The 13,330-nt window shown below is 45.5% G+C and carries 9 protein-coding genes; 2 read left to right on the top strand and 7 right to left on the bottom strand.

Going from position 1 to position 13,330, the window contains the following annotated elements; genetic code table 11:
• The first annotated feature begins 150 nt into the window (after positions 1-150).
• Positions 151-1,821, top strand: coding sequence for a DUF342 domain-containing protein (locus AB4558_RS09745; RefSeq protein ID WP_372158747.1), 1,671 nt, complete (start codon positions 151-153; stop codon positions 1,819-1,821).
• Between the two features lie 124 nt (positions 1,822-1,945).
• Here AB4558_RS09745 and AB4558_RS09740 read toward each other — a convergent pair whose 3' ends face one another.
• The 6 genes from AB4558_RS09740 to AB4558_RS09715 form a co-directional block, all read right to left on the bottom strand.
• Positions 1,946-4,060, bottom strand: a complete 2,115-nt coding sequence (locus AB4558_RS09740; RefSeq protein ID WP_372158744.1) for a type I secretion system permease/ATPase — start codon at positions 4,058-4,060, stop codon at positions 1,946-1,948.
• A gap of 18 nt (positions 4,061-4,078) precedes the next feature.
• Positions 4,079-5,989, bottom strand: coding sequence for a LapD/MoxY N-terminal periplasmic domain-containing protein (locus AB4558_RS09735; RefSeq protein WP_017061208.1), 1,911 nt, complete (start codon positions 5,987-5,989; stop codon positions 4,079-4,081).
• A 5-nt stretch (positions 5,990-5,994) separates the two neighbouring features.
• A complete protein-coding gene (locus AB4558_RS09730) occupies positions 5,995-6,663 on the bottom strand; it encodes a transglutaminase-like cysteine peptidase (RefSeq protein ID WP_019823329.1) in 669 nt (222 codons plus the stop codon).
• A gap of 59 nt (positions 6,664-6,722) precedes the next feature.
• Complete coding sequence (locus AB4558_RS09725) at positions 6,723-8,114, bottom strand: HlyD family type I secretion periplasmic adaptor subunit (RefSeq protein WP_017061206.1); 1,392 nt, start codon at positions 8,112-8,114, stop codon at positions 6,723-6,725.
• Between the two features lie 112 nt (positions 8,115-8,226).
• Complete coding sequence (locus AB4558_RS09720) at positions 8,227-9,513, bottom strand: sigma-54 dependent transcriptional regulator (RefSeq protein ID WP_017065145.1); 1,287 nt, start codon at positions 9,511-9,513, stop codon at positions 8,227-8,229.
• A gap of 84 nt (positions 9,514-9,597) precedes the next feature.
• Positions 9,598-11,520: an ATP-binding protein gene (locus AB4558_RS09715; protein WP_372073588.1), complete on the bottom strand. Its 1,923-nt coding sequence runs from the start codon at positions 11,518-11,520 to the stop codon at positions 9,598-9,600.
• A gap of 167 nt (positions 11,521-11,687) precedes the next feature.
• Here AB4558_RS09715 and pdxH point away from each other — a divergent pair, with 167 nt between their 5' ends.
• Entirely contained in the window at positions 11,688-12,323 is a 636-nt protein-coding gene (gene pdxH / locus AB4558_RS09710; RefSeq protein ID WP_017061203.1) for a pyridoxamine 5'-phosphate oxidase, read from the top strand.
• A 102-nt stretch (positions 12,324-12,425) separates the two neighbouring features.
• Here the strand turns inward: pdxH and AB4558_RS09705 are convergent, their stop codons facing one another.
• Entirely contained in the window at positions 12,426-13,208 is a 783-nt protein-coding gene (locus AB4558_RS09705; RefSeq protein ID WP_372073586.1) for a PAS domain-containing protein, read from the bottom strand.
• Positions 13,209-13,330: the final 122 nt, after the last annotated feature.

The raw sequence follows: 13,330 nt of genomic DNA, 5'->3' as shown, positions 1-13,330 counted from the left end.
TCATAAAATGTGTAAGTCTTATTTATGAGTCATGTTTGCAGAATCGAAAGTAAGTGATGTGACGCTGATTATTCTAATAATGTGATACTCAGCGCAGAATGAATTATATAGACTGAATAACAACTGAGTCATTAGGGATACTCAATTCGAATGTGGGATAACATCGTTACATTGTCGGAAGACAAGCAACAAGTAATGGCATGTCTGCCAACCGGGATTGTGGTTGACGCAAGCTTTGATAACAAGACGCTGCCACCAACCTTGGAAGCTTTGAATGCATCAAACTATTTTCTTTTCGAAGAAGAGGTGTTGCGTTTCGTTACTCTTGCTAAAGAAGGTAAGGGTGAAGCTTATGAAGGAATCTTGATTGCTGAAGTTCGAAATGCCACTGTTGCGGTCGAACTGTCTGATGATGAGATGTTGGCGAGTCTCGTGGTCACTGGTCCCTACAATGGACACCCACTGCGTGGTAGCGACATCATTCAGTGCTTATCTCTAGCTCAAATAACAAAAGGAATAAATAAGTTAGCGCTCAGAAAAGTTCTGATGATGAGTAGCAAACTTAAGCCCGGGGAAAAGTTTACTCAGCCCGTCGCTAAAGGGACACAACCAGTAAAAGGTAAGGATGCTAAGTTTGCCGCTTTGGTTGAAGATATTACTCGCCAAGTCTTGAAGCCTCGCAGCAAAGACGAAGGCAAGATTGATATGCGAGACTTGGGACAAACCATTACCGTTGGTCAAAATGATCACTTAATGAAACGTACCCCCGCTACCAAAGGTATCGCTGGGTTTACCGTTCAAGGCCGAATTATCCCACCGCTTCCTGGGCAAGACAGTTTAATCAAGCCAGGAAAGGGCACCTACATCTCCCCTGAAGATCCCAATTTACTACTCGCCTCACACCCTGGATTGCCCATCATTAAAGATCGAACCATCGAAGTGGATGACGCCTTATGTATCAGCAACGTCGATGTCTCAACTGGGCATGTTAAATTTAAAGGTAATGTCTTCGTCTCTGGCAACATCGAGCCGGGGATGATCGTCAAGGCGACCGGAAGTGTTACGGTTGGTGGCTTTATCGAATCGGCCGAAGTTCAAGCCCAGGGGGATATCAAAGTCGCCAAAGGCATTATCGGCCATACGACTAAAGAGGGGGAGCCAAAAAGTTGTAAGGTATTCAGTAAAGGCTCTATCACAGCAAGCTACGCACAGAATGCTGAGCTACAAACGGCCAACGACCTTAGACTTGGTGTGCACAGTATGAGTAATGACATTCGCTGTGGTAACAACCTTATCGTGATGGACAGTTTGAAAAAACACGGCACGCTCAGCGGTGGTGAAGCCAAAGTCGGCGGGAAAGTAGAATGTGTCTTCTTAGGTGTTGAGGGAGACACCGCAACTAAAGTACATGGCTTTGCGCGCTACGATGGTTACCGACAAAAGCTAGCCGAGCTGAAGGAAGCTTATAAACACACTCAAGAGCAAACCATGGGTGTGATTCGCCAAGAGTTAGAATTTAAGAAGCGCCCTAAAACCGAGAGAAGCGAAGAGCAAGCCCTAGAAATAGAGCAGCAACGTGAGAAGAATAACCTCGCAATAGAAAACACAAAGTCGCAGCTAGATACACTCGAAGCGGAGTTTGCAACCAACCTTGCTGAATGCACTGTAGAGGTACACGAAAAAGTGTATACCCGAGTGACGATTCAATTTGGTGATGAGACAGTCACAACCAAGCGAACCCACGGCGGAAGTGTTTTCTCATTCAACCAATACGAGATCCAATGTTCATTCAAGATGGAGCAAGAGGATATTGCTTTGTAGACTTTTGTGCTGAACACAAAGTTACGTATGGTTAAGGTGCCGATACTGACAAATAGAAAAAGGGGAGTTGATGCTCCCCTTTTGCTTTCTACTGATAATGATTTATTTAGGTGGATTGCGCGTTTTAGCTAACCGCTCTCACTCGGCCTTGTTTAAGGTCTGAAAGAACCTGTGCTTTAGGACCATCTGCAATGATGCAGCCTTTCTCCATTACGATCACTCGATCGACAATGTCCAACATCGACGTTTTGTGTGTAATCAGAATTAACGTCTCGCTTGGTAGCAATTGGTTAAGTTGGTGTTTGATGTGCATCTCTGAACGGTTATCCATAGCACTGGTCGGCTCATCCATCAACAACACTGGCGGACGGCCAAGGAAGGCTCTAGCAATGGCAATTGACTGACGTTGACCACCAGACAGCAAGGCACCACCTTCACCCACTTGGCGTTCCAAACCTGCAGGATCTTGTTGAGTAAACGCGGTTACCCCTGCACGGTTTGCTGCATCCATCACGTCACGGTCATCCACCAAAGGACGACCTAAAGTAATGTTGTCTCTTACTGAACCGTAGAACAGGTTACTGTCTTGCGGAACACAACCTATATTGCGTCGTACGTCGACATGATGCAGTTGCTCCATATCCGTTTCATCAATACGTACATGGCCTTCTGTGGGCTTGTACAGGCCCATAATCAGACGTTCTAGTGTGGTTTTACCTGAACCAATACGACCAATGATTGCTACTTTCTCACCAGGACTAATATTGAGGGTTAAGTCTCTAATTGAAGCCACTGGTGAATCTGGGTAGTGGAACGTCACTTTATCTAGCGCGATATGGCCCTGAATAATCGGACGGTGAATGTAGCGTTTACCTTCTTCTTGTTCATCAGGCATCGACATCACTTGCTCAATCAGAGTCATTGATGACTTTGCTTGGTTGTAACGAGTCGAAAGCAAAGACAGCTGAACAAGCGGGCCAATCGCTCGGCCGCTCAACATGGTTGCTGCGATCAAGCCACCCATCGTAAGTTCACCTTCTGCAATTAGATACACGCCAAAGATGATCATACCAACGTTAGTACTTTGCTGAACAAAGCCGGCGGTGTTTTGGATGCTGTCAGTGATGCGTCGGCTTTTGATATTCCAATTCGCCATGTGAGCAACAGCTTCTTCCCAACGGAATTGGAATTGACTTTGCGCGCTGAACAGCTTAACCGTCTCTAACCCTGCCAAACTCTCAATCAAGTTTGCGTACTTCTGCGAAGCAAGACGAGAGCCTTCTTCAATGGTGCGGCGCAGTGGGCCTTGGATTAGCAATGCATAGACGATCAAAATGACCACGCCAGCAACGGGAACGAATACAAGGTTTCCAGCCATTAGCCAAATTAGCGCTAAGAACATCAGTGCGAACGGTAAGTCGATTAACGAGCCAATGGTTGCAGAGGTAAAGAATTCACGAATGGATTCGAACTCTTGCAAGTTTTTAGCGAAAGCACCGACGGAAGCAGGCTTCGCTTCCATACGAATCCCCAGTACTTTACTTAACAGCTTGGAGGAAATGAGAATATCGGATTTCTTACCGGCAACATCAATGAAGTAGCTTCGCATCAATTTGAGCAGCAAATCGAATAGGAACACGACAAAGATACCACTCGCTAGCACCCACAAAGTTTCAAAGGCGAGGTTAGGGACTACTTTGTCGTACACCAAGCGAGTGAACATCGGCGCGGCAATTGCGAAGATGTTGATCAGAATCGAGGCGATCAACACATCTCGGTAGATGTTTTTAGATTCCCAAATCGTGCTCCAAAACCAATGCCCTTTACGTGTTTTTAGAACCTCTGGTGAACGTTCATCATAGCGGAACTGTTTCTTTACCAAGAAGTAGCGGCCGATGAATTGTTCTTTCAGCTCTTCGACAGGAATGATGATTGGCACCATTCCGCTTTCTGCAGTAATGATTTCCGCTTCTTGCTTCTCTAAATCAATGCTGTTGAGAACGCACGCCTCGCCTTGTTTAAGCAGTAAGACAGCAGGCAGTATCAGGTGAGGAATCTTTTCTAAGTCGGAACGGTTTTCTTTTGCCACCAATCCTGCTCGTTCAGCAGAACGAGGGAATAGGAAAGGGGTTAGCTTTCCGTCTGATAGTGGTAGCCCATTGATCAACGCTTCGGGCGAGTTAGCTAACCCGTAATACCGGCTAACGTAGATCAGTGAGTTCAATAGTGGATCTTGCATGTGATATAACCCTTACAACTATTTATCAACAATGAAGCCTTGGAACACTTCTACGTAGTTATCAGACAGAATATCTAGCTGAGTCTGAGTTTCTATTCGAGACGCGATGGTGGTGACGCCTAGGTTGTGAGCGGTTCTAGAGATCGACGTTAAGGTGAACTTCTGTTTTTCGTCATCAAGGTTATGTGTGAACAGATAATCTAGTTTCACATAACTTGGGCGGTATTCGTTGATGTAATCCAGTGATTGGAAGTTACGCCCATAGTTATCGACACCAAACACCGCTTCAGCGTTGCGAATGGTGTTACACAAGAGTGCCGTGTAGTGCGGAACGTTGATGAAGCAGTTTTCTGGAATCTCAAAGTGCAATAGGTGAGCGATTGAAGCATTCTGTTCAAGCGTCTTACCGATCCAACGGATGAAGCTTGGTTGAGATATACTGCTTGGCGAGAGATTAATAGCGACTGGGCTGGTTACTTCTTTTGCATTGAGCTTTTCAACCATCTTCTCAATAACGTATTGGTCGAGAATGTGGCTCATTTCAAGCTGTTCTAGCGCGTATAGATACTGGTTAGCACCGTAACGCACGCCATCTTTTTCAATCGCAGAGAACACCTCTTGGTGATACGTTTTACCAAAGGCATTGTTTGCAGCCTGCAAACGGAAGGTAATGAGGTCGTTGATGATCGCTTCTTCAACCAACATACGCCATTGTTGTTTGCCCATCACTGCGCCGTGATCGTCTGCGGTTACGTAGCCGTAAGCAAGTTCTCGATTCGCCTTGGCACTTGAGAGTGCGTTATCCACCAGCGACATGATTTCAGTACTGGTTTTACGCTTGTTGCTGTAGGTCACACCAAGAGCAATATGTGGATTCGCCGTGCCTGTTGGGTCTGAACCTAGGCTCTGGATACAGTTTACGATGCTGCTCGCGACAAGTTTCAGTTCGCTCTCATCAATGTTTGGCATGATGAAACCGAACTCGTCACTAGAAATACGAGCGATGGTGATATCTGGAGATGAAATTGAAGCTTGCAGCTGTTCAGCCAGTTGATGAACCAAGGCATCACCTTCTTGATAGCCCTTTTCATCGTACTCTTCACTGATAAACTCCGCTTTAAGTACCGCTAAACCACCTAAGCTCGACTCCTCTAACCATTGAGTTAACTGAGACATGTAGTAAGCACGGTTACCTAGCTGAGATACAGGGTCGATATATGCTCTTTCACGTAACTTCTGAGCTTCTTTCGCTTGGTTTTTAAATGCCAGTTCAACTTGAGTCGACATGTGGTTGATACCATCGACAACCAAGGTGAGATCTTTTGTCTTTGGACGAGCCAGAGGTTCGCCAAACTGATTCTTGGCGATCTGATCCATCTTGGTAATGATCAACGAGAGCGGGCGTAAAGCGCGCTTAAGGATCCAAGAGATAGACACCAAACCGAGCAAGAAGATCGTGCCAAATATGCTCAGTAAGCGGATGAATGCTTGCCAAAGTTGATCGTAGGCAGGGCCTGGGTGACTTACGATCTCGACCTCGGCCAATTGCATCCAGCCACTGGTGATCACGCGGCGGTCATGAACAGGCTCGAACAGGTTTAGGTTGGTAAACCACTCTGGTACGCCAGTTGGCTTTACAGGGTATGAGCGGAGAATGTCTTCACCGCTATCGAGAAAGATCAATCGAACGACTGAGTAAGAACTGCCATCAAACAGGGCGTTGATAACAGACTCCACTGCCACCTTGTCCTTTTCTTCTAGGTAAGGGGCGAGAGCCAGTCCAACAGTATTAATGGTATTACTTACCTCAGAGCGTTGCTGCTCCTCTAAGTATCCACGGGTGGTATTGAATTCGATCATAAAAACTGACGTCATCAGCAGTATGAACACTGCAACCATCCCGACCACAAGCTGTTTATATAAAGTCATTGTACCTACTCATCGTAATTGATAATGGGTTTGTTTAATTTTAGAGAGCGCTCACGTGAACGTAAGTCGTTCCATAAGCTCAATCTTGAAGATTTCCCTGCCAACTTGCCGCTGCCTGCTGCCGACTTGATCAACCAAAGGTTTTTACCGTTAAAACTGTAAATTGGTCTTAGATCTGGGCGTTTGGAACCGCGTTTAATTTCAGGGTTTAAGTTGTCCAAAATTAATGGCTCTGCACTCGGTGTTGAGTAGTAAGCTAACACCATGTGGAACTGGTTTAGTTCCAGTGCTTTTACGTACACTAATCGTAATTTCTTATCTGGGACGCCCAGTTCAAGCAAAGAGAAGTATTTTGCGATTGTGAAGTCTTCACAATCACCGGCGTTGCTGCCTAAAAATTCCAGTGGTGTTGCCCAGTAATCATTCTTTCCCCACAGTATGTTGTCATCGACAAAGTACATCTGGTTGAAGAACTGGTTCACCGACCTGAGCTTCTCTTTTTCACTTAATCCGTCGTATGACGTCATATTTGAGCGCCATGTTGCCACTCGCTTTCCGGCTCTATCGCCGTAGGTTTTGGTCACTGCATCTATCCACCGTTGGTCGCTCTTGTTGAGCGCCACAGAGGTGAAAGAGGTGAGGACCAGCAGCAATAGCGAAATCCGAGACTTCATAGCCTCTGCTCTTGTCTATTTGCTGTGTATTGAAAGGCGTTATCAAACATCAAACGTCATTACTCTTTTAGTGCATTGTTTTGAGCGCTTAATAGTGGCTTCAACATGTACTCAAGCACGGTTCTTTTACCCGTGATGATATCGACAGAGGCGGTCATACCTGGAATGATTGGCAACTCTTCGTTCTGTCCAAAATTGTGTTTTTCGGTGCGCACGCGCACGATATAGAAGCTATTGCCTTCTTCATCTTGAGTGGTATCGGCACTGATGTGCTCTAACACGCCTTCTAGACCACCGTACTTAGTGAAGTCATAAGCACTGAATTTAACGATGGCAGTCAATTCTGGGCGTAGGAACGCGATATCTTGCGGGGCGATTTTCGCTTCAACCAATAGAGAGTCTTCTGTTGGTACAATCTCAACGATGTCCATACCCGGTTGGATAACCCCGCCGACAGTATTAATACCCAATGTTTTAACGGTGCCTGTTACAGGAGAAACCACCACGGTACGGTTTACTCTGTCTTCTAGGCCAACGGCAGATTCGGTCATTGCAGAGAGCTTGTCTTGGGCTTGATTGAGTTTTTCTTGTTGTTCGGAGCGGAAGTTCAGTGCGGCGTCAATACGGCTGAGCATGGATTCTTTGATTGCTGAGCGTAAAAGAGGAATTTTTAGCTCGCTCGAAGTCATTTCTCGGCGAGTGTCGTTCACTTGTCTTTGCAGTTTAAGTAATTCAATTCGTGGTACCACCCCTTCATCGGCGAGAGGTTTGGTGATATCCAGTTCTTGGCGAGCAAACTGGTAGCTCTGTTTTAGGTTTCGAACACGCGCTTTAATCTCAACTAGGTCTTGCTGTTTCTGTTCAACTTGTTGATCAAAAACGGAAAGCTGGTTTCTCAGATTATTGAGATCTTGACGGTATTCTGCTTTTTGACGATTAACCAGTTGAGGTTGAAGTTCATAGAATTTAGGTGGGAACGCAAGCTTGCCATAATCGAGAGTGACACTTTTCTTCCATTCTTTTTCAGAGAATTCTTCATTGATGACAACACTGGTCAGGGAAGCGGAAAGCATTAACACGTTGGCGGTCAAGTTCGCGACTTGTTGTTCACGTTCGCGGAAGTCAGAACGGAATCGTGTGTCATCGATTAACAGCAGTTGTTGACCTTTTTGAACGCGTTGGCCTTCTTTAACTAAGATTTCTTTAACCAAGCCACCTTCAAGGTTTTGTACCACTTGGATCTGAGAGGAGGGGATCACTTTGCCTTGGCCAACGGTAACTTTGTCGATCTCTGCCCATGCAGACCACCCAATAGCAGCAATAAAAAACAGAACGATCACCCACAACATAATTCGCGCACTGGTGGGCGTATTGAGGAGTAGTGCCGCTGTTTTATCATCGACATACTCAAGCTCGGTCTCGTTCAATTTGCTGAAATTTTTCTGACTCATAACAGTCCTTGTTCGCTAAATAAAAGTGCAAGCCTATTGAGTGTATTCTTACTTTTGATAAATGTTAAGATTTTGCTCATTTAAATCTTTGAATTTATATATTTTTTAAGACTTATCGGTTCTTGAAATCTGTTTTATCGAGTTGGTGCTTTCTTAGTTTGTCATACAGTGTTTTTCGCGATACCTGCAGCTCTTGTTGTACTTCTTTTAAACGACCTTGATGGCGATGTAGTGCCTCAATCAAGATAATTTGTTCAAAGCTATCGGTGCGTTGGTTTAACGACTGTTGTTGCTCTTCAATGCTCATATCGAGTTCATTTTGCTCATTAGTATCGTTGTCGAGCGACGGCTGCTTAATTTGAGTCAGCACTCTGAGTTCAGCATGTTGGCGAAGCTGACGAATGTTCTCCGTCCAATGCGTTGCAATGAGTCTCTGGATCTCTTTTTCTGTAATCACGGGTGGCGGCAGTTGATAGCGACTGGCTGCACCACGAGCAAAGTGTTTGAACAAAGAGCCAATATCTTCCGTTCTTTGCGCCAAGGGTAGTAAATTAAATCGGCGCAGTTCACCTGTAATTGTAGTAGGAACTACTGTAGTTGCGATAATGATACAAGTTGCATTGGTCTTGCATGAGTTTTCACGAAGTAGAGTGGGTTTTAGAGCGGCTAACCATAGCCATTGCTGCGAAGTTAACGCTTCTGTTTCATGGATATAGAGTGTTCCACCTTGATGCTTCAAGAACAGTTGCAAAATAAACTGATGGAATGTCGCTTCGTCACTGCGTGGCAAATTAAACGCCGCGACAGGGCAAAGCTCTGCGGTTTGATGACTGTGTAAATCATGGGTGTATTGTGCAGTGACCCTTTTCCCCGTCCCTAAATCACCAACAAACAATAGAAGTGGGTTGGTTTTGGTATCTAGGGTGATCAATTCTCGGCGTAATGCCTGCATTGATGGTGATTGACCAATCAGTTTCGGGCCAACCTGATTTTGCATTGCCAACTCTTTACGCAGTAGGTTGTTCTCTTCAACCAGTGCGAGCTTATCCGCGGCTTTTTTAACGGCAGTGAGTAGGGCATCGACCACAAATGGCTTTTCCAGAAAATCGTAAGCACCGGCTTTCATCGCTGATACCGCGGTTTGCACGTCACCATGTCCGGTAAGTACGATGACCTGAAAATGAGGATTTTGGCTCAGCAACTTTTGCGTTAATTGAATGCCATCCATTACCGGCATGTGAATATCGGTGATGACAATTCCGGCTTGCGTGGTATCTATTTTCTTTAATGCCTCAATAGCATTGGGAAAGCCGACGATATCGATACCTTCAATGAGCATGGCTTGTTCTACCGAGTCTCGAATGGCGGGTTCATCGTCGACAAAATAGAGTTTAGGCATAGAGTGCAAAAGCCGATTCCTTAGCTGTAGGTGAGATTAGCAGTAATGTGAAATTCGTTTTTCGTTAACAATAACAACGGCGTGTTAGCGCTTATCGTTATATAACGGGATGTTTAGCGAGAATACCATGCCTGAAGGCTCTAACCGGTTCGCGCTGATCGTGCCGTGATACGCTTCAATAATCCGTTTCGATATTGAAAGCCCTAGCCCTAAACCTTCCGGTTTGGTGGTAAAAAACGGGTCGAACAGCTGTTCTAGCTTATCGTTCGGCATGCCAATTCCGTTATCCCAAATGATCAGCTGACAAGAGTCATGATGCAGTTGCCATTCGATGCCTATCTGTGGGCTAGCCTGTTGGTCAACGCTTTCCAGGTTTTGTTGCTCCTGCAAGATTTTCTGTTCAAGAGCTTGATGTTGCAGCGCTTGAGTCGCGTTGTGAATCAGATTCACCAGTACTTGCTCGAGTTCGGTTGGATGAATCGCAATATTGATGTCATCTGGCACCGTGCTTAGCCTTAGCGTAATTCCTTGCTTGATCATCAGCGCACTGAGAATACTGGTGGCGTTGTTGACCGCTTGGTGCAGGTTCGCCACATGATGCTCTTGTTTAGTGACCTTGCGAGTAAAGACTTTGAGTCGCGCGATGATGTCGGTAATGGTGTTGTTGAGGCCAATCATTTTCTCAAGATTGCTTTTCACTAAATCGGTTCGTTCCATTTCCAGTAGCTTTAAGCTGTTTTCACTGTAGGTTCGCAGTGCTGCAAGTGGTTGGTTGATTTCGTGGTTAATGCTGGCTGACAGCTCACCGAGTACCGCTAGTTTCGCGGTTTGTGTCAGCTCTTGTTCTGTCTGTTTCAACTTCGACTGCGACTCTTGGTATTGAAAAAGGGTTTGTTGCAGCTGTTGATTGGATTGCTTCAAGTAGTGAGTGCGTTTATCAACGGTTTGCTCTAGGTTTTGGTTGAGTCGGGTCAACGCCACTTTCGCGAGATAAGTCTGGCGCCACGACCAAGCGATGAGCATCACCAAGCTGTAAATCACCACGAAGATGACATCGATCTGCAAGATTTTAATAAGTTCAGCTCTGGTCTCTTTTAGGGCAACAACTTGGTACTGATTGTTGCTGATGGTAGCGGGGTAAAGATTAAATGCACCAAGCTTGAATAACTGGTTGGCGGTGAGCTCTTTTCGGATTTCATTGGATTGAAGGTTGCTAGATTGATTGGCGTTGCTAGTTTCTGATTGAGAGCTTGAAGAGCGAAAGGCTTCGATGATCGAAATTTCGCTTTGACCGTATTGGCGTTGAAGTGCGATATCCGTTTGTTGTTGCTGAGTTAGTGGCAACAATGAATGGTAAAGCCATGGAGCTTGGCTTGATAGAAAGACCACTTGGTTAGAGTCGAGTACTACAATCTCAAAATCGTCGCTGGTTAGGATGTTTTCGAGATTTTCTAAGCTCACTTTTACGGTGATAACGCCAACAATTTCCTTGTCGATATACAGAGGTGAAGACAGAAAATAACCGCGTACGTTCGAACGAGCGCCTAGCGCGACATATTGTGTGTTGTTACCTTGAATGGCAGAAGCAAAGTAGGGACGAAACGAGAAGTTCTCACCCACAAAGGTACGAGGTTTTTGGTAATTACTGGAAGCGACCACAGTACCACTCGGGTCATGAATATAGATGGTGTCGGCTTGGCTTTGATTCGACCATTCAAACAGCAATTGATTGAGCTGCGCAGCGGAAATCTTGTCTGCTCGTTGTGTTGAGTCAAAATAAGAGAGCAAGCGCGGGTCATGGCTGAGCAAATCCGGGATCTGTTTGAATTTATCCAATTCAGAGTCGATTTGTAGATTGGCTTTACTTGCTGCTTCATCGAGTTGCTGAGTGACGATTTTTTCTTGGAATTGCACTGCCATAAAGTGGGTTGCGGTCAGCCCTGCAGCTCCCAATAACAATGAGAATAAAACAAAGGGTGTCATTAGGTTAGGCAGTATTTTGGTCACTCGGATCTCAGCTTGTCATCGGTTTGTATAAAGATTATCAATATGATGGAGAGAGTACCGAGATCTTGTTAACACAGAGCACCTTCTGTGAGACAAAACCATGGCTTAGACTTGTGTTTCAAAGGATTACGGCGCAAAATCACAAAAAAATTTAAAGGAGCAAGCAAATGGAACTGACAGATATTCGTCGCGAATACGCTAAGGGTGGATTGAGACGTAAAGACTTGGCCGCAGACCCGATTGAGCAATTCAACCTATGGCTAGAGCAAGCCATTGAAGCGAAGTTGACGGACCCTACTGCCATGACAGTTGCTACGGTTGATGAAAATGGTCAGCCATTCCAACGCATTGTTCTGCTGAAGAATGTTGATAAAGACGGGTTCGTTTTTTACACTAACCTAGGTAGCCGTAAAGCGCACCAGCTTGAGCACAACAGCAAAATCAGTTTGCACTTTCCTTGGCATCCACTTGAGCGACAAGTTCATATTACGGGCACGGCTGAAAAGCTAACGGCTATGGAAAATATGAAGTACTTCTCGTCACGTCCAAAAGAGAGCCAATTGGCCGCGATTGCAAGTAAGCAGAGTAGCCGCATCTCAGCGCGCGGGATTTTAGAAGGTAAGTATCTAGAGCTTAAACAGAAGTTTGCCAAAGGCGAGATTCCCGTGCCTTCTTTCTGGGGTGGTTTCCGTGTACGTGTAGATAGCATTGAGTTTTGGCAAGGTGGTGAACACCGCTTGCACGACCGTTTCTTGTTCTCTCGCCAAGACAACAGTTGGGATATTGATCGCCTAGCGCCTTAGGCTTTTTGATCGCTTAGCTGCTTAACAGATCTAAAAATGCCGTTGATTAGACTTATCAAATCAACGGCATTTTTTTGTCTGCATTTTCAGATGAACAGTCAATCAGTTACTGTGCAGAACAACGGAGATCTGTTTTTTGAGCAGAGTTTCTGGGATCACTGAGCCCAATCCTGAATCCAACGCATACTCAATCAATTGGCTTTTACTGCGTGCATCAAACTTCTGTTTCAATCTGGCGACATGACCTTCGACCGTTTTGATTGAAATGTTTAACGTCGACGCGATGTACTGTGGTTTCTTGCCGAAAAGCAGTAAGAACAGCACCTCTGATTCTCTCGAAGTCAGCCGCTTTTGCAGTTTAGACACACGCGGCTCTGACCCCGCAAGCGATGCCTGATTGCCTTTTGTTCCTGTGGCCTGACAAACCCAATGACCAACCTCTAAGATCGCGGTATCGGTAAGCTCTTGGCCATAGAAGATGGTGCCTTGGACGTTGTCGTCATCATCAAGCCAAGGGGTTTTGGTAAAGATATGGGCGTGCCAGCGTCCGTCTGGATAGGGGTGAATATCGAGAATCTTAAGGGTACTGCGTGTATCCATTACATGTTTGTCTTGAGCCCTGAAATCTTGTGCGCACTCAGTGGTTTGACTGGGCATGTCGAAGTCGGTCAAGCCAGTACAAGTCTCATTGGGTTTTAAGCCAATCAATTGGTTGTAAGCAAGGTTGGCATACACGAAGACCGAGTCAGTATCTTTGCAGCCCCAGCAGCCTGGAAGTTGTTCGAATAAAGAACGATGTATGGAGTTGAGTGGATCTGGCAAGGTTTTATCTCGTAAGCTGAGGTATGGCAATGATATCAGTTTCTTATAGCGCTGCAATGGCAATTAGAGTACGAAAAATAAGGGGTGACTGACAGTTAAACGGACTGTTGATTAACTGTGTCAATCACGGAGAATCGATGGGCATAAAGGGTGATAATCAGGCAAAAAAAAGGTTCATCGCGGAT

It is taken from the genome of Vibrio sp. 10N.222.51.C5, from assembly GCF_041474575.1.
Lineage (GTDB): Bacteria > Pseudomonadota > Gammaproteobacteria > Enterobacterales > Vibrionaceae > Vibrio > Vibrio crassostreae_C.
Note: the sequence above shows the minus strand (reverse complement) of the source record. Positions and strands in the feature narration are given on the sequence as shown.